General features: G+C 57.1%; 16 protein-coding genes and 1 pseudogene. 4 read left to right on the forward strand and 13 right to left on the reverse strand.

Annotated features, from left to right (window positions below; genetic code table 11):
- Positions 1-456 precede the first annotated feature (456 nt).
- Positions 457-1,431, forward strand: coding sequence for an alpha/beta hydrolase (locus D9980_RS09510; RefSeq protein ID WP_121607132.1), 975 nt, complete (start codon positions 457-459; stop codon positions 1,429-1,431).
- On the opposite strand, the gene D9980_RS09515 is transcribed toward D9980_RS09510, so the two are convergent.
- On the reverse strand, positions 1,428-2,837 hold the full coding sequence (locus D9980_RS09515; RefSeq protein ID WP_121607133.1) for a PLP-dependent aminotransferase family protein: 1,410 nt from the start codon (positions 2,835-2,837) through the stop codon (positions 1,428-1,430). The two genes, D9980_RS09510 and D9980_RS09515, sit on opposite strands and share 4 nt — an antisense overlap.
- A 141-nt stretch (positions 2,838-2,978) precedes the next feature.
- Between D9980_RS09515 and D9980_RS09520 the strand changes: the two genes are divergently transcribed.
- Genes D9980_RS09520 through D9980_RS09530 form a run of 3 tightly spaced genes read left to right on the forward strand, consistent with a single transcriptional unit; the run spans position 2,979 to position 5,547 of the window.
- A complete protein-coding gene (locus tag D9980_RS09520; RefSeq protein ID WP_121607134.1) occupies positions 2,979-4,379 on the forward strand; it encodes a cytochrome ubiquinol oxidase subunit I in 1,401 nt (466 codons plus the stop codon).
- A 2-nt stretch (positions 4,380-4,381) separates the two neighbouring features.
- Positions 4,382-5,389: a cytochrome d ubiquinol oxidase subunit II gene (gene cydB / locus D9980_RS09525; protein ID WP_121607135.1), complete on the forward strand. Its 1,008-nt coding sequence runs from the start codon at positions 4,382-4,384 to the stop codon at positions 5,387-5,389.
- Positions 5,390-5,403: 14 nt separating this feature from the next.
- The gene (locus D9980_RS09530) at positions 5,404-5,547 is read left to right on the forward strand and encodes a DUF2474 domain-containing protein (RefSeq protein WP_370454334.1); all 144 of its coding nucleotides are present in this window, start codon (positions 5,404-5,406) and stop codon (positions 5,545-5,547) included.
- 2 nt (positions 5,548-5,549) lie between these two features.
- Here D9980_RS09530 and D9980_RS09535 read toward each other — a convergent pair whose 3' ends face one another.
- The 12 genes and pseudogenes from D9980_RS09535 to D9980_RS09590 form a co-directional block, all read right to left on the reverse strand.
- The gene (locus D9980_RS09535; RefSeq protein WP_121608991.1) at positions 5,550-6,638 is read right to left on the reverse strand and encodes an acyl-CoA desaturase; all 1,089 of its coding nucleotides are present in this window, start codon (positions 6,636-6,638) and stop codon (positions 5,550-5,552) included.
- A 2-nt stretch (positions 6,639-6,640) separates the two neighbouring features.
- The gene (locus D9980_RS09540) at positions 6,641-7,735 is read right to left on the reverse strand and encodes an acyl-CoA desaturase (RefSeq protein ID WP_024485422.1); all 1,095 of its coding nucleotides are present in this window, start codon (positions 7,733-7,735) and stop codon (positions 6,641-6,643) included.
- Complete coding sequence (locus D9980_RS09545; protein WP_024485421.1) at positions 7,728-8,846, reverse strand: sterol desaturase family protein; 1,119 nt, start codon at positions 8,844-8,846, stop codon at positions 7,728-7,730. Before D9980_RS09545 ends, D9980_RS09540 begins: the two co-directional genes overlap by 8 nt.
- Positions 8,843-9,460, reverse strand: a complete 618-nt coding sequence (locus D9980_RS09550; protein ID WP_121607136.1) for a phosphatase PAP2 family protein — start codon at positions 9,458-9,460, stop codon at positions 8,843-8,845. Before D9980_RS09550 ends, D9980_RS09545 begins: the two co-directional genes overlap by 4 nt.
- Positions 9,457-10,743 carry a F390 synthetase-related protein gene (locus D9980_RS09555; protein ID WP_121607137.1) on the reverse strand — a complete coding sequence of 429 codons (1,287 nt, stop codon included), beginning with the start codon at positions 10,741-10,743 and terminating at the stop codon, positions 9,457-9,459. Before D9980_RS09555 ends, D9980_RS09550 begins: the two co-directional genes overlap by 4 nt.
- Positions 10,740-11,545 (reverse strand): annotated as a pseudogene (locus D9980_RS09560) (MBL fold metallo-hydrolase). The gene D9980_RS09555 and the pseudogene D9980_RS09560 overlap by 4 nt, the downstream one beginning before the upstream one ends.
- Positions 11,538-12,554 (reverse strand): NAD(P)-dependent oxidoreductase, encoded by a 1,017-nt coding sequence (locus tag D9980_RS09565; RefSeq protein WP_121607138.1) that lies wholly within the window; start codon positions 12,552-12,554, stop codon positions 11,538-11,540. The pseudogene D9980_RS09560 and the gene D9980_RS09565 overlap by 8 nt, the downstream one beginning before the upstream one ends.
- The gene (locus D9980_RS09570; RefSeq protein WP_121607139.1) at positions 12,551-13,558 is read right to left on the reverse strand and encodes a 3-oxoacyl-[acyl-carrier-protein] synthase III C-terminal domain-containing protein; all 1,008 of its coding nucleotides are present in this window, start codon (positions 13,556-13,558) and stop codon (positions 12,551-12,553) included. The genes D9980_RS09565 and D9980_RS09570 overlap by 4 nt, the downstream gene beginning before the upstream one ends.
- A 530-nt stretch (positions 13,559-14,088) precedes the next feature.
- The gene (gene narI, locus D9980_RS09575; protein ID WP_024485415.1) at positions 14,089-14,766 is read right to left on the reverse strand and encodes a respiratory nitrate reductase subunit gamma; all 678 of its coding nucleotides are present in this window, start codon (positions 14,764-14,766) and stop codon (positions 14,089-14,091) included.
- Positions 14,767-14,768: 2 nt separating this feature from the next.
- Positions 14,769-15,491: a nitrate reductase molybdenum cofactor assembly chaperone gene (gene narJ, locus D9980_RS09580; RefSeq protein WP_121607140.1), complete on the reverse strand. Its 723-nt coding sequence runs from the start codon at positions 15,489-15,491 to the stop codon at positions 14,769-14,771.
- Positions 15,488-17,032, reverse strand: coding sequence for a nitrate reductase subunit beta (narH, locus tag D9980_RS09585; protein WP_021805674.1), 1,545 nt, complete (start codon positions 17,030-17,032; stop codon positions 15,488-15,490). The genes narJ and narH overlap by 4 nt, the downstream gene beginning before the upstream one ends.
- Positions 17,029-20,790 carry a nitrate reductase subunit alpha gene (locus D9980_RS09590; protein ID WP_121607141.1) on the reverse strand — a complete coding sequence of 1,254 codons (3,762 nt, stop codon included), beginning with the start codon at positions 20,788-20,790 and terminating at the stop codon, positions 17,029-17,031. Before D9980_RS09590 ends, narH begins: the two co-directional genes overlap by 4 nt.
- Positions 20,791-21,072: the final 282 nt, after the last annotated feature.

Here is a 21,072-nt window from a genome sequence, read left to right on the forward strand (position 1 = left end):
CTATTAATGCCGCATTTAGCACCCCGGAGCGGGGAATAAATGTTAATGAGTAGTTAAAATACAGCCCATTTGATAAATAGTGTAGAGCAGCTATCGTGCCAGAACGGGCTTTTTGATGGATTTACTAATTTTTTTCGTTAAAACAAGGAGTTATATTGCATAAATATTCAATAATTATGCATTTGTAATGATTAATGGCAAAAATAGGGCCTAAAATCATCAGCGACGGAGAAATCCTATTCAATCGCAAAATTCTTCCGCTTTTCTGATCCTGCTCGCAAAAATAATTGCGCTAGAGGGCGGGTTCGGCGCCCTTTTGCACCGAAATTGTGCAATGCGCCCTCATTTAGCGCAGCAAAATACCCCTCAGCAGATTACGGGTTAACCCCCAGTCTTTGACTACACTGTTAAGCTACCCCGTACTCAATGTTCCTCCTCAACGTTAAGGATCCCAACATGAGCAAGAAAACCTTTGATGCCACCCAGCCCGCAGCGATTAAAGACGTAGCCGCCTTTCTGGCGGAGTTGAATGCCAGCGGCGGCAAACCGATGGAACAGATGAAGCCGAAGGAGGCACGTAAGGTATTGGAAGGCGCGCAACGCAGCGTGGAGGTGGTACAGCGTGAGGTCGAGATCGAAGAGAAAACCATTCACGTGGCCGGTCAGGACATCCTGCTGCACATCGTGCGTCCGCCACGAGTGAAAGGTAAATTGCCGGTATTTATGTTTTTCCACGGCGGCGGCTGGGTATTGGGTGACTTCCCGACCCACGAACGATTGGTGCGCGATCTGGTTTACAGTTCCGGAGCGGTCGCGGTGTTTGTCAATTACACACCGTCGCCAGAGGCTCAGTATCCTACCGCCATCGAGCAAGCCTACGCGGCCACGGAATGGGTGGCGGAATACGGAGAAAAAATCAACGTCGACGGAACCCGGCTGGCGGTAGTGGGTAATAGCGTTGGCGGTAATATGGCGACGGTGGTCAGCCTGATGGCTAAAGAGCGAGGCACACCGGCACTGCGCTGCCAAATCCTGCTATGGCCGGTCACCCACGCCAGTTTTGATCGTGATTCCTATCATCAATTTGCCGAAGGCCATTTCCTGACGCGCAATATGATGAGGTGGTTTTGGGACAACTACACCACCGACAAGGCCCAGCGTAAGGAGATCTACGCCTCACCGCTCAATGCGAGCCTGGAGCAGCTGCGAGGGCTGCCACCCGCGCTGATCCAGACCGCCGAGCTGGACGTATTGCGGGATGAGGGGGAAGCCTACGCCCGCTTGCTGAACGCGGCTGGCGTCGAGGTGACCGCCACCCGCTACAATGGGCTGATCCACGATTACGGCCTGTTAAACCCGCTCGCCCAGGTTCCGGCGGTGCATTCGGCTATTCATCAGGCCGGACGTGCATTGAAGCATTATCTGGCCTAGCCCAGGTTACGGATCAGTCTGGCCAAGGTCTTAATGGCGGTTTCAAGCCTGTCGCTCCACTCGAAGGAGGCGTTCAGGCGGAAACAGTGGTTGAAACGATCGCCGGTGGTAAACATTCGCCCCGGCGCAATACTGATGCCCTCTGCCAGCGCACGCTGGTAAAGCTCCATGGATGACTGTGTCGCCTCCAGCTCCAGCCACAGGAAATAGCCTCCGTCCGGCTGGCTGACCTTCACCGTCGGCGGGAAGTGATGGGCGATCGCCTGATGCATGGCACTTTGGCGCTGGGCCAATAACCGCCGCAGGCGACGCAGATGGGTATCATAGCCGCCATGCAGCAGATAATCGGCGATCGCCATCTGGGTCGGCACGCTGGTTGAAACGGTGCTCATCAGTTGCAAGCGCTGGATCTGCGGTGCAAAACGCCCTGCCGCCACCCAGCCCACACGGACCCCTGGAGCCAGACATTTTGAGAACGACGAGCAGTGCAAAATCTGCCCGCCCTGATCCAACGCCTTGGCAGGCAAGGGCCGCTCGGCGCTGAAATAAAGCTCGCCGTAGACATCGTCTTCCAGCAACGAGATCTGATGCTCGCGCAGCATCGTCACCAGCCGTTTTTTATTCTCGTCCGACATGCTCGACCCTTGCGGGTTCTGGAAATGGGTCATCAGCCAGCAGGCCTTGATCGGATACTGCTCAATCGCCTGCTGCAACGAATCCAGATCGATCCCATGCTGCGGATGGGTAGCGATCGCCACCACTTTCAGCTTCAGGCGTTCCAGCGCCTGCAACGCACCGTAAAATGCCGGGGATTCAATTGCCACCGTATCTCCCGGCTGCGTCACCGCTTGCAGGCTGAGGCTTAACGACTCCATCGCCCCGGCGGTGATCACAATCTCATCAGGGGAGACCTGCATCCCATTCAGCGCATAGCGTTGGGCAATATGGCGACGCAATGCCTCGTTGCCGGGCGGCAAATTAGCAAGCGAGCTGTGAGGTGTGAATTTCCGCGCCACGCTGCTCAGCGCCCTGGCCAACTTGGGTTGCATAAACAGGGTGGCATCGGGGAAAGCCGAGCCAAAGGGCACAATCTCTGGATCCTTACAGGCTTGCAGCACGTCAAAGATAAAGGCGTTGATATCTACCTGTTCGCTCACCAGCAGTTTTTCACCCCGGATGGGCTGTGGTAACGCCTGTGAACGCGCCGCCACATAGTAACCAGACTGCGGCCGCGCTACGATCCAGCCCTGGCTTTCCAGCAGCTGGTATGACTGCACCACCGTCATCAGGCTCAGCCCGGCACGTTTACCACTTTCCCGCAGCGAGGGCAGTTTGTCCCCAGCACGCCAAACCCGGCTCTGGATCTGTTCGCGGATCTGCTGGGCAAGCTGTTCATATCTGGTCATACAATTCCAACTGTTATAGTAAAAAGTGAAATAACTGTCACTGTTATCGTTACTCTACTCCATGCTCTACTTAGCGCAAGTTTTAATAAGCAAGCTATCGCTTTCCTAAGAGGCCGATTATGAACAAATCAAGGAGGCTCCATGTTCGGACTTGATGCATTGGAGCTGGCACGGATCCAGTTCGCCTTCACCGTTTCCTTCCATATTATCTTCCCGGCGATCACCATCGGCATGGCCAGCTATCTGGCGGTGCTCGAAGGCCTATGGCTGAAAACCGGCAACCAGGCTTACCGGGACCTGTACCACTTTTGGTCCAAAATCTTCGCCGTCAACTTCGGCATGGGCGTAGTCTCGGGCCTGGTGATGGCCTATCAGTTCGGCACCAACTGGAGCTTCTTCTCCGAGTTTGCTGGCAGTATCACCGGCCCATTGCTGACCTATGAAGTGCTGACTGCCTTCTTCCTCGAAGCCGGTTTCCTGGGCGTGATGCTGTTTGGCTGGAACCGTGTTGGCCCCGGCCTGCACTTTTTTGCCACCTGTATGGTAGCACTTGGCACGCTGATCTCCACTTTCTGGATCCTGGCCTCCAACAGCTGGATGCAGACCCCGCAGGGGCACGAGATCATCAACGGCATCGTCGTGCCGGTTGACTGGTTCAAAGTGATCTTCAACCCATCCTTCCCTTACCGCCTGCTGCATATGACCACTGCGGCATTCCTGTCGTCAGCCTTCTTTATCGGCGCCTCGGCGGCGTGGCACCTGCTGCGTGGCCGCGATACGCCAGCCATGCGCAAAATGCTGTCGATGGCCATGTGGATGGCACTGATCGTCGCCCCTATTCAGGCGGTGATCGGCGACGCACACGGCCTCAATACGCTGAAATATCAACCGGCCAAAATCGCCGCCATCGAAGGCCACTGGGAAAACCCGCCGGGAGAGGCCACGCCGCTGATCCTGTTCGGTTGGCCGGATATGGAACGTGAAGAAACCCGCTTCAAGGTGGAAATCCCTTACCTGGGCAGCCTGATCCTCACCCACAGCCTCACCGAGCAGGTTCCGGCGTTGAAATCCTTCGCACCGGAAGATCGCCCTAACTCCACCGTGGTGTTCTGGTCGTTCCGCATCATGGTGGCGCTGGGCATGCTGATGATCCTGGCTGGCGTGTGGAGCCTGTGGCTACGCTGGCGCGGCGGATTGTATCAGTCCAAACCCTTCCTGTACTTCATTCTGTGGATGGGGCCTTCGGGGCTGATTGCCTTGCTGGCGGGCTGGTTCACCACCGAGATTGGCCGCCAGCCATGGGTTGTCTACGGGCTGCAGCGCACCGCCGATGCCGTCTCTGCCCACGGCGACATCCATATGAGCGTGAGCCTGCTGGCCTTTATCGCCGTCTACTGCTCGGTGTTTGGCGTCGGTTACTCCTACATGATGCGTCTGATCCGCAAAGGCCCGCAGGCCCATGAAGGTGACGAGCCAAGCGGCCACGGCACACCGGCACGCCCGCTCTCAGCGGTACACGAAACTTTGGACGACAGGAGCTGAACATGGGTATCGATCTTCCGTTGATTTGGTTTGTGATCATCGTGTTCAGCACCATGATGTACGTGGTCATGGACGGCTTTGATCTGGGTATTGGCATTCTGTTCCCGTGGGTGAAAGACAGCCACGATCGCGATGTGATGATGAATACCGTGGCACCGGTGTGGGACGGCAACGAAACCTGGCTGGTGCTCGGCGGAGCCGCCCTGTTTGGGGCTTTCCCCCTGGCGTATGCGGTGATCCTGGATGCGTTGTCCATTCCCCTCACCCTGATGCTGTTTGGCCTGATCTTCCGCGGCGTTGCCTTTGAGTTCCGCTTCAAGGCCAAACCGGAAAAGCGCCATATCTGGGATAAGGCATTTATCGGCGGTTCAATCCTGGCAACCTTCTGCCAGGGCGTGGTGGTCGGGGCGATTATCGACGGCTTCCCGGTGGAAGGCCGTGCCTATGTTGGCGGCCCCTTCGACTGGTTCACACCGTTCGCCCTGTTCTGTGGTTTGGGCTTGGTAGTGACCTATGCGTTACTTGGCTGCACCTGGTTGGTGATGAAGACTGCCGGAAGCTTGCAGGCCCGGATGCATCGTCTGACCACCCCGCTGTTGGCTAGCCTGCTGCTAATCTTGCTGGCCGTCAGCGTGTGGACGCCAATCGCTCACCCTGAAATTGCGACCCGCTGGTTCAGCCTGCCGAACCTGTTCTGGCTGCTACCGGTGCCGCTGTTGGTGCTGCTCAGCGCCTGGGGTATCTGGCACGGCGTACGCCACGATGCCCACTATTCGCCGTTCCTGTTGACGCTGTTGCTGGTGTTTCTGGGGCTAAGCGGTCTGGGTATCAGCATCTGGCCGCTGCTGATCCCACCGACCATCACCCTGTGGCAAGCCGCTGCGCCGCTACAAAGTCTGGGCTTTATGCTGGTGGGCGCGCTGTTTATTATTCCGATTATTTTGGTCTACACCTTCTGGAGCTACTACGTGTTCCGCGGCAAGGTGAGCCATGAGGATGGGTATCACTGATGATGAACAAGACGATGAATGAGAAGAGCGCCACCATTCCCTGGTGGAAACGCGTCGGCTGGTTGGTGGTTATCTGGAGTGCGAGCGTCTTGGGGTTGTTTTTGGTCGCTTCGCTATTCCGCCTGCTGATGACCGCCGCCGGGATGAAGCCGGAATAACTTTACTGCTTCCCCATCGATCCCAAAAAACGCTGTTGCATCTGCAACAGCGTTTTCAGATCCAGGCACTGATAATCCAGCCCGTGTTGAGCCGCAACCTCGGCAATAATCTTCGCCAGAGCCGGGTAATGCCGATGGCTCCAATGCGGGAACAGATGATGGGTCAGGTGCAGGTTGGCGCCGCCCAGCCAGTAGCCAACCCAGAGCGGCTTGGCCTGCCAGTCGAAGGTGGTGGCAAACAGATGTTGATACCAGCCATGCACCATCTTGCCCTGCTCGGGAGCCTGATAAAAATTGGCTTTGGCCCAATGGGTACCGACAATCAGCATCACAAACACCAACGACGACAGCATCTGGCTCAGCAGGTAAGTTAGCCATATCGCCGTGGCGCTGATCTCAGGTGGCATCAGCCAGAGCGGGATTGCCAACGCCAACGTGAAGTGCGCCAGCTTGCTCAGCAAGAAAACGCCCCAGCCTTTGCTCCCCTGCAACATCATCTTGGGCGTCATGCGCGTTTTGCCAGCCCGATCCAACCAGTCAAAAAGCCAGATGTAATACGGGAAAGTCAGTGCCGCCACTATCGGCCAGTAGTATTGCTGCAAACGCATAAAGGTTTTGCGCTGCTGGAACGGCGTTTGCCGCAGCACGCCGTTCGGCTCAATATCCGGATCGTAACCTTCGATATTGTTGTAGGCATGGTGGAAGATGACGTGGCGCACCCGCCAACAGTCCGCATCCAACCCCAACGGGATGCTCACAATAAAGTTAAGCCAGTGGTTCAGCCGTGCCTGTTTGAAAAAGGCATTGTGTGAGGCGTCGTGCACCACGTTCACCGTCAACATCATGGCGGAGAAAATAAAGCCGACGTAGCAGCCGAAATAGGCCCAGGCGTTTTGCTGCTGCAAACTGAGTGCATAAAAGCCCGCGCACACCAGGATCAGCAGCAACACCTTAGCGAACATCCCACGGTCGGCAAAGCGGTGGTCGCCCCGCTCCGCCAGATAGGCCTGGCTGCCACGCATCAGCGCCAGATGAATGTCGCGGTTCTCCCGTTGGAACATCAAGGGCCGCAGCGGCGTGGTATCAGGCATCTTCATAGCGGTTGTTGCCCCATCGCACGCAGAAAGCGCTGCTGCTGTTGCAACAGCTCACGATAGCCGATGCAGCGATAATCCATGCCATAGCGTGGCGCAAGTTCGGCCAGTATGGCGGCCAGCGCCGGATAATGGCGGTGATTCCAGCCGGGGAACAGATGGTGGGTGAGATGATAATTCAGCCCGCCGGTCAGATGATGCATCCACTTCGGCGAGGTTTCCCAGTCACAGGCGGTGGCAAAGTTGTGCCGATACCAGCCCTGCGGCATTTGGCTTCCTTCTGGCACCTCGTAAAACTCAGCCTGCGCCCAGTGAGTCCCCAACAGTAAGAACACCACCAGCAGCGAGGCCAGCATCTGGCTCAGCAGATAGGCGATCAGCACCGTCTGCCAGCCAATGCCGTGTTGCTGGCAAACTACCAACGGGATCACCAGCACCACCAAAATGTGGCACAGTTTGCTAGCAATAAATACTGCCCAGCCTTTGCGCCCAGCCAGCACACCCTCAGCGGCCAACGGAGTTTTGCCCAATCGGTCCGACCAATCAAACACCAGCGCAATATAGGGCAGCGACAAGGCGGCAATCAGCGGCCAGTAAAGATGCTGATAGCGCATGTGCGCCCGCCATTGTTGGAACGGCGTCTGGCGGAAAAAGCCGTTCTCTTCGGTATCCAGATCGTAATGTTCAACGTTGGCATACACATGGTGATAGCTGACGTGCCGCGTCCGCCAGTAATCCGGATCGACCCCCAATGGGATCGTCACCAAACGCCCCGCCAGGCGATTCACCCATGGAGTCCGGGCGAACGCATTATGCGAAGCGTCATGATTGACGTTGACGTTCAGCAACATGCCCATCATGACAAAAGCGAAATAGCACAGCATAAACGCCAGCCCCTGCTGCTGCACCAGGCTGAGCAGGTAGAACCCCACGCACAGCAACAGCAGGACGATAGCCTTGACCCAGCGGGCTACATCGGCAAAGCGGTGATCGTCGCGACCACTCAGATAAGCATGGGCTCGACGTTTCAATTCACGATGAAACGCCTGCTCCCCATCCGCAGGGAAAGAGAGTGGCGGCAACGAGTCAGCCATGCGCAGCTTCCTTCTGGCGTCCCCAACCAGCGGCGACGGCGCAGCCATGCACGGCAATGCCGCAGGTCATCAGCCACCAGTAAGGTTGGTGCCACCCCAGCGCCAACAACAACAGCAGTGGAGCGGCCAACGCCACCAGTAACCAGGTCTTTACGCCCCAGCTACGGCCTTCGGCAATCCCACCCAGCGCCACCGCGCCTACCGCCAACAGCATAAACAGCGCCGCCTGCTCGCCAGTCAGGCCGTTGTAGCCGTACCCGAAGCGATAAACATAGCCCAGCACCAGGGCGAACAGCAGCAACGCACCACTCACCATGCACCAGGCGGAACTGCGGAAACGGCCGCTATTGGCCGAGGGTTTGAAAGGCAGTTTGAAGTAGCGCAAAAACGGCTGATTACTGGCCCAGAACGGGTTAGCCGAAGATTTCTCCCCGCGTACGCCATAGGCGAAAGGCTCGGTTGGCAGCGATGGGCCAAAGGTGCCAAACAGCTTGTCCCAGAAGATAAAGCTGCCGCCAAAGTTACGGTTGGAATAGGCCAGATCGTTGACGTGATGTACCCGATGATGCGCTGGGGTAACAAAGATTTTTTCCAGCAAGCCCAGCTTTGGGGTCAGCGCATTATGGTTAAACAGTTGAATGCCGTAATGCAGGATCGAAACGGTGATAAACACCGAAAGCGGCACACCAGCCAGCGCCAGCAGCATAAAGAACGGGATCGACGTTAATGACGAATACCACGAGTTACGTACGCCCAACGACAGATTGAAGTGTTCGCCCTGGTGATGCACCACATGCACCGCCCACAGCAGGCGGAAACGGTGATGCAGACGGTGTAACCAGTAAAAACCAAAGTCCCACGCCAGCAGGGCAAACAACCACACCAGCGCGACCGGCCAGCTATCTACCAAGCCCAGGCTGTAATGGCTTGCCACATAGCCATAGCAGAAGATCTCCAGCCCCCGGAACAGCCACAGCATGATATGCCCGGAGTTGAGGTTGAAGATCACATCGTGCCAATCAACGCTGCCCCGGTTGCGCTTTTGCAGCCACAGGGCTTCGCCCAGCACCACGCACAGCATAAATATTATCGGTATTACCAGATCGGTCATGGTCGTTCTCCCTGACGATAATCACTGACAATCCATCGAACATGCTGGCAAGCATAGCCGACGGCCATGGCCAGCACCGCCCCACTGAGCAAATCCACCAGCAGGTGACGGCGCAGTTGCAGGATTGAGAAGGCAATCGCCAACCCCCAAACTGACAACAGTACGCTGCGCCATTTTTTCCGGCTGTCCGCCACGGCCCACACGGCCAGGGTCGTCAAGGCTATATGCAAAGAGGGTAAGCAGTTTTGTTTTGAATCAATCCCGATCAATGCCGCCAGCATGGTGGAGCTGAGTGAACTGCCGTGATCGACCGGGTAGTCCATCGTCGTCGGCCACAGCAGATAGATGGACCCCGCAACAATAGCGGCAAGCTGCATTGAGCTTCTAAGCCATTTGATCCGGCTCAGCGGGCACAGCAGATAGCACAGCGGAACGATCAGGAAAAAAGACAGGTATAGCCAGATAGCATGCGGGCTGAAGGGGATAGCGCGATCCAGCCAACTCGGCGTCAGCTGATAACCAGCGCCTTGCCATCGGTCAGTAGCGTTATAAATCAGGCCAACAAAGCCCCAGCCCAGCAGCATTTGCCATAGGCGATAGATCACCTCTTTCATGGCGCCTCCGGCAAACGCACGATGCGTCGGCGTTTAGCATCGAACTGCGGCATGATACTTTGCGCGGTCAGTTGCCACTCCAGTTGCTGCACCGCGATACCTTGCTGGATAAACAGCGCGATTAGCTGCTGCTGACAATGTTCCAGCTCGGCAGGGCTACAGTCGGCCATCAGGTGCAGCCGCTGGCTAGACAACTGGGTCAGGCGGTAATCCGCTACGGCGGGTAACGCGTTGGCAATCACACGGCGGCATAGATCGGCAAAGACTCGCTGCGCTGTGCCCTGCAATCCTGGCAGCAACAGTTGATCGTCACAGCGCCCTTCAATCCGCTCCAACGCCATGCTGGCCTGGCCGCAAGGGCAAGGCTCCGCACGCCGCACCAAAATATCATCCAGCCGATAACGCACGATCGGCTGCGTACAGCGGGTAAAATCGGTGATCAGCGGGGTAAAGCGCTGCTCATCGATCCACTGCGGTTCCACGTGAATAAACTCTTCGTTCAGATGCAAGGTGCCGTGGCTACAGGTGGCAGCCAGAAAACCTTCGGTGGCTTGATAGACTTCGCCCACGTCGGCAAATACCCGCTTTAGCAGTTGGCGATCCTGCGGCTCCAGCACCTCGGCCACCGAGATCACCTTTTTCACCTGTAGCCGTAACTCGCCCCGCTCGACCGCATTAGCCAACGCGCACAATACCTGCGCAGGTGCGACCACGATGGTGGGTTGCTCGTGTTCAATCTGCGGTAAGTGCTCGGCAAAGGGAGCAAACAGATCGTAAAACGTCAGGCTCAACCAGCGGTTGTTGACGCTGTGGTACAGATTGTTGTCCGCACGCAGAAACAGCGCGACCCGCTCACCGGCAAACACCCCTTGCGGCAGCATTTTAGCCAGCATGCCGCCAGCCCAGATCTGCTGTTCCTGCGGGCTGACCACAAACACGCCGCGTCGCCCGGAGGTGCCGGTCGATAAACCTACGCTGTATTTGCCCACTTTTGGGGTGAAGTCGCGATCGGTTTCGCTGCGACGGGCACAGGCCAACAGCGCCTCAAGTTGCAGCCCGGCGGTATTCATCCGATCAAAATGCGTCATCATGATCGCTTTGTCCATTTCTGGCCATTCGCTCACAGGTAACAGACAGTATGGCCGGAAATAGGGGCTATGCGCCAATACCCGACGGGCAAAGCGTTTTAACTGACGCGCCTGATAAGCCTCCAGTTCTGCCCGTTCGGTAAAATACAGCCTGCGTGCTCGCAGATAGTGCCACAGCGTCATCAGCGGGATCATAAATCCCCCTCATGGCACAACAGGATCTCTGCCGCGCCGCCGTGATGCAGTTGGTTGAGCGCTTCAAGGGTTTGGTAGTAGCTACGCGGATTATCCATGATCAGGTTCGCCAGCCGTGAAGGACCACGCAGTTGCTGGTAGTTCAGCGGCGACCAGGCGGCATCGCTTGCCAGCAGCGTCCAGCCCGCGTCGGTTTGGACAAAGGCACCAAGATGGCCCGCCGCATGGCCTGGCAGAGGCACAATGAGGATTTGCCCTTCGCTGCCTGGTAATGCATACCCCTGCTGGAACGGTGCCAGTTCGGCTGGCAGATTCTGTAGCGGGAATGACTCCACAAACTGCAATGCGGATTCAAACTCCTCGGGGATCAACCCCGGTATAAAAGCCCGCTTCAGGGCGGCAAAGCCACGCAGCTCACGAGTTTGCTGCCAGCCCTCACCGGAACAAATCATCTTGAGGCTGCTGAAATCACGCAGGCCAGCGATATGGTCAGCATGAAAATGGGAAATAATCACCGCCTCAATATCACCCACGCCTACCCCCGGCTACGCAACTGCTCAAGCAGCGCCTGCTGTGGGCTGAAATAGACCGGGGTAATCTGGCTATACAACCGGAAAATACCGCTGGCGGTGTACTGTTGGAAATAGCTGGCATAGCCGGTATCCCATAGCCAGCGACGTTCGCCCACCTCCAACAGGTAGGCACGGGAGGGGAATTTGCAGCTACGCATCGGCGAGCCACGCAGCGCCATGCAGCCAAGGTGGGTGCAATAGCCGATTTCGAAGGTGGTGATGTTAGCCATGCGCCGCCATCCCCTGCTGTTTCATCCATTGCCCGGTCAGCTCAATCCCCTGCTCCAGGCTATAACGTGGCCGGTAGCCCAGATCTTCAATCGCGCGGCCGTTATCCAGCGTCATATCAAAATAGGCGGCCGCCGCGCTGTAGCGCGTCAGCATCGGCTCTTTGCCGGTGAAATGGGCTATCAATTCCATGCCCCCTGCCACCGCCCACAACAGCCGGTAAGGCAATGCCTGCACCCTATATTGCCAGCCTAGCTGCTGGGCCAGCAGTTGGTGCAGCATATCCTCCAGCCGCTGTGGCTGTTGGTTAGTGATGTTATAAATGCCGCCGGAAGGCAAACTCGCCCGGTTGCTGGCCAGATCCATCGCATGCACTACGTTGAGCACAAAGGTCAGGTCCAGATAGGCTTTACCGCCGCCGGGCAGGCGCAGAGCACCTTTATCACGCTGCATCTGGGCCAGGATCCTGGGCACGATCACTCGGTCATGCGGGCCAAACAGGCCGCGCGGGCGCAGGATCAGGTAGGTGGTTTGCGGATAGCGATGCAGCAGCGCGCTAATGCTCTGTTCGGCAGCATACTTGCTGGCAGCGTAATGATTGGCAAACCGGCGGGCAGGCTCACCTTCGGTGATGTTGTGATGATGTTTGAAATCAAAATAGATCGCCGGCGTCGAGATATGGATAAAGCGTTTCACCCCGCAGCGCCCGGCAGCTTTGGCGAGCTTTTCCGTGACGTAGGTGTTGGCCTGGAAAAACGCCTTGCGATCGCCCCACGGGGAAGATTTGGCGGCACAATGCCAGACGATGTCATAACCCCTCATCAGTTGTTCGCACTGTTCCATCCCGGCACGGGTCAGATCCAACGGGGTAAACTTTGCCCCCAGTGCCACCAACTCACGGCCAACGGCCTCATCACGCCCGGTGGCATGCACCTGATGCCCGGCAGCCAACAGCCACTCGGCCGCATTGCGCCCTAACCCACTGGTCGCTCCGGTTACCAAGACTTTCATGGCAGCAGAACCATGCCGCCCAGGGTCAGCCCAGCAGCGGTACCGATCAACATTACCGGCTGATTGGCATTCAGCCTGTCGCTGATCGCCGCTTCATGTAAAGCTGATGGAATTGACGCCGCCACCTGGTTGCCCCGGTAACGATAGATATCCACCAACGCCTCTGGCGCTACATGCAGCCTTTTGCGCATATGTTCCAGCGAGAGATGGCTGGCCTGGTGCGGCACCACGGTGGCGATTTGTGGCAAGGTGAGCCCTGCGGCGCTCAGCAAGCGCTCAAGGTAGCCTTCAATCAGCGCCGAGGCTTGGCGGAACAACTGCTTGCCCTTCATATGGAACAGAAAATCGCTGTCGTTCATCCCGGCACGCGGGTTACGGCGTGTGCCACCGGCGCGGATTTCACACAGATCGCTGCCTTCCGGATAGGTTTCCATCAGATAGGACAAAATCCCACTGCGCCCATCGCCGCGTTCCACAATGGCACAGGCAGCACCATCGCCAAAAATCAGTGAGGACTCTTCATCTTCCCAGTCGATACCGCGCGAGGCAATATCGGCAGAGACGATGGCAATTCGCCGGTAAACGCCGGCGTTGAGTAGCCCAGCCGCCACCTGCAATGCGCTAATAAAGCTGACGCAGCTGGTATTGATATCAAAACCAGCGGTACCTGAGGGTAAGCCAGCGATTTTAAGAATATGCGCGGCACTAAAGGGCAATGCCTGTACGGCAATGGCCGAGGCCGAGATCAACAGATCGATGGAATCACGCGGGATAGCATGGCGAGCCAGCGCGTCATCCAATGCGGCGACGGCCAGTTCGGCCTGGCTGGCCTGATTGCTGGCATGAAAGCGATGAATAATCCCCGAGCGTTTTTCTACATAGCCGACGGGTTTGTTCAATTGTCGATCCAACGCCGAAGATTCGATGCAGCCAGGAGGCAACGCCGCGCCGGTCGCGATGATTTTCAGCGGCAGGACGGGGTGGGACAGGTTATCAATGGTCATAGGTGTTCAGTCTGCTTATCCCTAACTCGTTTGGCTTAGCATCCAGCGTAATTAATCAAACCATTTACGCTCTTTTGATCTAGCCCTTATTTAACATCAGCATAATGAAAATCCTAACAGGAAATTTTACTGATTGATTCCGTTCGCTTAACTAACCTGGTAAACCATGCCGTTAACCTAATGGCACAGCCTAGATCAACGCCGAAAAGAGATCTATAAGAATAAGCTATTTGGCCTACTCTGGGAAAACAAGGCGGGTCAAAGTTGCCCCTCACCCTAACCCTCTCCCACAGGGCTAGGGGACCGAACGTGCCACAGTTTAACTTCTGCGCCCAACCACAACACTGGAGCCGCTCCCTCTCCCTTTGAAAGGGTTAATGATGTCTCCGATCTGTACGGGGGAGAGGGTTGGGGTGAGGGGAAAAATCAATAATTGAATCAACGGTAAAAGGGTATTGGTTAAGCAGCAATACGAGGAAAGCAGAACAGCGGCAACGTCCAAAGACCTTGCCGCTGGGTAACGCGGGGAATTAACGGCGGTTACGCACCAACTGGTAGCGACGAGTCAGATATTCCACCGGCACGCTCCAGATATGCACCAGGCGGCAGAACGGGAATATCAGGAACAGGGTCATGCCAAGCACGATATGGATCTTGAATATCAATGCAACCCCTTCCAGGTGTTGAGCTGCACCGCCATGGAAGGTCACCACCGCTTGCGCCCAGGCGACCAACTTCAGCATCTCGCTGCCGTCCATGTGTTGAGCAGAGAACGGAATGGTCAACAGCCCCAGGCACACCTGCACGACCAGCAACGTCAGGATCAGGATATCCCCTACGCTACTGGTGGCGCGGATACGTGGGTTGGTCAAACGGCGCTTTAATAACAGCACACCGCCCACCAACATCATCACGCCACAGGCCCCACCGGCAAACATCGCCATTTTCTGCTTCACGGCGATCGGCAGGAAAGACTCATACATCCAGTGCGGCGTCAGCATGCCGAGGAAGTGCCCGGCAAAAATGCCCAGAATGCCGATATGGAACAGATTGGAGGCCAGCCGCATGCCCTTTTTATCCAGCATCTGGCTGGAGCCAGCACGCCAGGTGTATTGCCCATAGTCGTAGCGCAGCCAACTGCCGATCAGGAAGATCGCCCCGGCGATATACGGATAGATATCGAAAAAGAAAAGCGTCAGAAAGTGCATGATTAGCGTCCTTTGGTTGCCGTGGTCATTGAGCCCACATCCAGATACTGTGGCGCCACCGCCCCAGCAAAGCGCCGCTGGTGAGTGGCTTGCTGCGCCGAAGCACAGCCCTGCTCACCCAAAAACTTGATCTGTTCTTCTTCCCAGACGGCATCCAGTGCCTGTGGCGTGTCGTCACGTGTTTCACCGGCAACTTGTGGCTGCAAACTGTTGGCTGCAACGCCACTAGCAGACAACACCAGCAGCAGATCGAACAGCACCGCATACGGGCTTTGACGCTGCTGCAAACGAGCCCCCAGCAGGGCCAGAATGGGGGCGATATCCTGCAATCCGCCTTGAGCATCCTCTTTGTTGCGGCTAGCCAGATACTCCAGATACAGCGGCAGGAAATCCGGCAGTTCACGGCTGTCGATCTCCAGCCCGGCTTCGCGGTATTGCCCCATAAGATCGACCATCGCCTGGCCGCGATCGCGGGATTCACCGTGAACGTGCTCAAACAACAACAGTGAGGTCGCACGGCCGCGATCGAACAGTTCGCAATACTCCGCCTGCACGTCCAGCAACGGACGGGCGCAGAAGCGGCGGATAAACAGAATCAGCTGGGCGCTGTGATGCAAATCCAGTTCGCAGGCCGGTTCCAGGGCTTCCAGCAGATCTTGCTGATGGTCAAACAGCTCCTGCTCAGGATAATCCAGCAGGCGGGCAATAATTCGCAGAGCGATCATGAGGCATCCTCCTTGCGCGGGGTTTTCTGCGTCACGTCGATGGCATCGATGCGGCGGCTGTTAAACAGGTTGAATTTGCTGTCGCTGCCGTGGCAACCGTCGCCAAAGCTGAAGCCACAGCCTTTGCTTTCCGGGAAGGCTTCGCGCGCCAGCTCACGATGGCTGGAAGGCACGACGAAACGGTCTTCGTAGTTTGCGATCGCCAGATAGCGATACATCTCTTGCGCCTGCGCCTCTGTCAGTCCCACCTGCTCCAGCGCGCTGGTATCCACCACGCCGTCCACGGTTTCCGCCCGCTTGTAGTGGCGCATCGCCAACATCCGTTTCAGCGCCAACAGCACCGGAGCGGTATCCCCGGCGGTCAACAGATTCGCCAGGTATTGCACCGGGATGCGCAGGCTTTCGACATCAGGCAACACGCCGCTGTGGGCCAACTCACCGGCATCAGCAGCCGACTGGATCGGAGACAACGGCGGCACGTACCACACCATCGGTAAGGTGCGATATTCCGGGTGCAGCGGCAGCGCCAGCTTCCAGTCCATCGCCATCTTGTAAACCGGCGACTGCTGCGCAGCCTCAATCACCCCTTGCGGGATACCGTCTTTCAGCGCTTGCTCAATTACCGCCGGGTCGTGCGGATCGAGGAAGATATCCATTTGGCTCTGATACAGGTCTTTATCGTTCTCTGTCGCGGCCGCTTGTTCAATGCGGTCGGCATCGTACAGCAGCACGCCCAGATAGCGGATACGCCCCACGCAGGTTTCTGAACATACGGTCGGCTGGCCAGCCTCAATTCTTGGGTAGCAGAAGATGCATTTCTCGGATTTGCCGCTCTTCCAGTTAAAGTAGATTTTCTTGTACGGGCAGCCGGTCAGGCACATCCGCCAACCGCGGCATTTATCCTGATCGATCAGCACAATGCCGTCTTCGCCGCGTTTATAGATCGCACCACTCGGACAAGTCGCCACACAGGCCGGGTTCAGGCAGTGCTCGCACAGGCGTGGCAGATACATCATGAAGGTGTTTTCGAACTGGCCGTACATCGCCTTCTGCATGTTGTCGAAGTTTTTGTCCTTGGCACGCTTGTCGAACTCACCGCCGAGGATCTCTTCCCAGTTTGGGCCACTTTCGATCTTGTTCATCCGCTGGCCGGTGATCAGCGAGCGCGGACGGGCGATCGGCTGATGCTTGCCCTGCGGGGCGGTATGCAGGTTCTGGTAGTCGTAATCGAACGGCTCGTAGTAATCGTCCAGCGCGGGCACGTCCGGGTTGGCAAAGATCTTCGACAGCAGGCCAACGCGGTTACCCATGCGCGGCTCCAACTTGCCGTTGATTTTGCGTATCCAGCCGCCCTTCCATTTATCCTGATCTTCCCAGGCGTTGGGATAGCCGATGCCTGGTTTGCTTTCCACGTTGTTGAACCAGGCGTATTCCATGCCTTCGCGGCTGGTCCAGACGTTCTTACAGGTCACCGAACAGGTATGGCAACCGATGCACTTGTCCAGGTTGAGCACCATGCCAACTTGCGAACGAATTTTCATTTGGCTTTCTCCTGCTGGCTGCCCTGTGCGTAGTCGTTACCTTCGCCGTCTAACCAGTCGATATGGTCCATTTTGCGCACCACCACAAACTCATCGCGATTCGAGCCAACGGTGCCGTAGTAGTTAAAGCCGTACGCCAGCTGCGCATAGCCGCCGATCATATGGGTCGGTTTCGGGCACACGCGGGTCACCGAGTTGTGGATCCCGCCACGCTGGCTGGTGATTTCCGAGCCTGGAATGTTCACGATACGTTCCTGAGCGTGATACATCATGGTCATACCCGACGGAATACGCTGGCTGACCACCGCACGAGCGGTGAGCGCACCGTTGGCGTTGAAGGCCTCGATCCAGTCGTTATCTTCAATGCCCAGATCTTTGGCATCGTCCTCACTCAGCCAGACGATTGGCCCGCCGCGTGACAGGGTCAGCATCAGCAGGTTGTCGCTGTAGGTGGAGTGAATGCCCCACTTCTGGTGCGGCGTCAGGAAGTTCAGCGCCTTCTCTTTGTTGCCGTTCGGTTTTTTATTCAGCAACGGCTGCGCGGCACGGGTGTCGATCGGCGGGCGATAGACCAGCAGGCTTTCCCCGAAGGCTCGCATCCACTCATGATCCTGATACAGCTGTTGGCGGCCGCTCAGGGTGCGCCACGGGATCAACTCATGCACGTTGGTGTAGCAGGCGTTGTAAGAAACGTGTTCGTCTTCCAGGCCAGACCAGGTCGGGCTGGAGATGATCTTGCGCGGCTGGGCCTGAATATCGCGGAAACGGATCTTTTCGTCTTCCTTGTTCAGCGCCAGATGGGTGTGATCGCGCCCGGTGATGTTGCTCAGCGCCTGCCAGGCTTTCACCGCCACCTGCCCATTGGTTTCCGGTGCCAGCGAGAGGATCACTTCCGCCGCATCGATAGCACTTTCGATCTTAGGCCGCCCAACTGCCGGGCCTTCGGTCTTCACGTAGTTGAGCTTTTTCAGGAAGTCGACTTCGGTCTGGGTGTTCCAACTGATGCCCTTGCCGCCGTTGCCAAGCTTGTCCAGTAGCGGACCGAGCGAGGTAAAGCGCTCGTAGGTCGCGGGATAATCGCGTTCTACCACCATGATGTGCGGCGCAGTTTTGCCCGGGATTAGATCGCACTCGCCTTTCTTCCAGTCTTTCACGCCGTAGGGCTGCGCCAGTTCGGCGGCGGAATCATGCTGGATCGGCAGCGTGACAATGTCGGTCTCCTGGCCCAGGTGGCCAACGCACACCTCGGAGAACGCTTTGGCGATACCCTTGTAGATCTCCCAGTCGCTCTTGGAATCCCAGGCAGGATCGACAGCCGCAGACAGCGGATGAATAAACGGATGCATATCCGAGGTATTCATATCGTCTTTCTCGTACCAGGTGGCGGTAGGCAACACGATGTCGGAATACAGGCAGGTGCTGGACATGCGGAAATCAAGCGTCACCACCAGATCCAACTTGCCTTCACCACCGTTATCCAACCACTCGACTTCCTGCGGTTTTACGCCGCCCTGCTGACCCAGATCCTGGCCCTGGATGCCATTCTCGGTTCCCAGCAGGTATTTGAGCATGTATTCATGCCCCTTGCCGGAGGAGCCCAGCAGGTTGGAGCGCCAGACGAACAGGTTACGCGGGAAGTTCTGCGGGTTATCCGGCTGTTCGGCAGCAAAGCGGACGTTGCCCTGTTTCAGGCTCTCCACAGTGAAGTCCAGCGGCGTCTGACCGGCCGCTTTAGCCTGAGCGGCCAGATGCAGCGGGTTGGTGTCCAGTTGCGGGGCCGATGGCAACCACCCCATGCGCTCGGCACGCACGTTCAGGTCGATCAAGCTGCCAGCAAACTGGCTCTTGTCCGCCATCGGTGACAACAGCTCTTCGGTGCCAACCGTCTCATAGCGCCATTGGCTGGAGTGGTTGTAGAAGAACGAGGTGCTGTTCATATGGCGCGCCGGCCGTTGCCAATCCAGACCAAAGGCCAGCGGCGTCCAACCGGTTTGCGGGCGCAGCTTTTCCTGGCCGACATAGTGCGCCCAGCCGCCGCCGCTTTGGCCTACGCAACCGCAGAAGATCAGCATGTTGATCAGCCCGCGATAGGTCATATCCATGTGGTACCAGTGGTTGACACCGGCCCCAACGATAATCATCGAACGGCCGTGGGTTTTCTCGGCGTTCTCTGCAAACTCGCGCGCAATGCGGATGATGTTTTGGCGTGAGACGCCGGTGATCTTTTCTGCCCAGGCTGGCGTATAGGCTTTAACCTCATCATAACCATTGGCGCAGTTGGCATCATTCAGGCCACGATCCAGGCCGTAGTTAGCCAGCGTCAGGTCGTAGACGCTGGTTACCAGCGCCTGGCTGCCGTCCGCCAGTTGCAGGCGTTTTACCGGCAGTTTGTGCAGCAGGATGTCGTCCAGCACCACGCTGTTGAAATGCTCACTCTCGGCACCGCCAAAGTATGGGAAGCCAACGTCAACCACCTCATCATGGCTGCCTAGCAGGCTGAGTTGCAGCTCCACATCCTGCTGGGCTTTACCTTCACGCTGCTCCAGATTCCATTTGCCCTTCTCACCCCAACGGAAACCAATAGAGCCCTGCGGCGCCACCAGTTCACCGCTGGTCTGATCCAGCGCGACGGTTTTCCACTCGGGGTTATTTTCCTGGCCAAGGCCATCTACCAGATCGGCGGCACGCAGCAGGCGGCCAGCGGCGTAATAACCTTCGGTACGCGGCTCCAACAACACCAGCATCGGCATATCGGTATAGCGACGTACGTAGTCGCGGAAATAACCAACTTCACGATCCAGATGGAACTCTTTAAGCATCACGTGGCCCATCGCCAGCGCCATGGCGCTATCGGTACCCTGTTTCGGGTTCAGCCACTGGTCACATAGCTTGGCCACTTCCGCGTAGTCTGGCGTCACCGCGACGGTTTTGGTGCCTTTGTAGCGAACCTCGGTGAAGAAGTGGGCGTCCGGGGTGCGCGTTTGCGGCACGTTGGAGCCCCAGGCAATGATATACGAGGAGTTGTACCAGTCGGCGGATTCCGGCACGTCAGTCTGTTCGCCCCAGGTCATCGGCGAGGCCGGTGGCAAATCGCAGTACCAGTCGTAGAAGCTCAGACAAGTGCCGCCAATCAGCGATAGGTAACGGGCACCCGCAGCGTAAGACACCATCGACATCGCCGGGATCGGCGAGAAGCCGATAATGCGGTCCGGGCCAAAGGTCTTGGCGGTATAGACGTTGGAGGCGGCGATCAGTTCATTGACCTCCTGCCAGCTGGAACGGACAAAACCACCGCGGCCACGGGCCACTTTGTAGCTTTTGGCTTTTTCCGGGTCGGAAACGATTGAACCCCAGGCATCAACCGGATCGCTGTGCAAGGCTTTAGCCTCGCGCCATAGCTTGATTAGGCGTTTGCGCATCAGCGGATATTTCAGGCGGTTGGCGCTGTAGAGATACCAGGAATAGCTGGCACCGCGTGGGCAGCCACGGGGCTCATGGTTGGGCAAATCTGGACGGGTGCGTGGATAATCAGTCTGCTGGGTTTCCCAGGTGACCAGACCGTTTTTCACATAGATTTTCCAGCTACAGGAGCCGGTACAGTTAACACCATGGGTGGAACGCACGACTTTGTCGTGCTGCCAGCGGCTGCGATAACCGTCTTCCCAATCGCGATTGGTGTTTAGCGTTTGGCCATGACCGCCAGAGAAAGGTTCGGCCAACTGCTTGAAGTAGCGGAACCGATCTAGAAATTTGCTCATCCGGAGTTCTCCTGAAGGCTCATTACCCTACGAGTTTCAAGCCGCAGCTTGAAAGACGACGGGCATATTGTTGTAAGAAGTTGCCAAGTGACATTGCTCAATCTGCGGCCAAGGCTACTGATGCTCTGCTGGGCGTAACTTGATTGCGATCAAGGGATTCGGGGAGAGAAAACCAGAGGGAAGGCACAAATACCACTAAAGGATGACAATTAGAAACCACCCTATCCTTCTGTAATAAAACAAGAATATTAAACTTACACAGCTAATCGCCTGACGAGTACC

The organism is Serratia sp. 3ACOL1, from assembly GCF_003668775.1.
GTDB classification, from domain to species: Bacteria; Pseudomonadota; Gammaproteobacteria; order Enterobacterales; family Enterobacteriaceae; genus Chania; species Chania fonticola.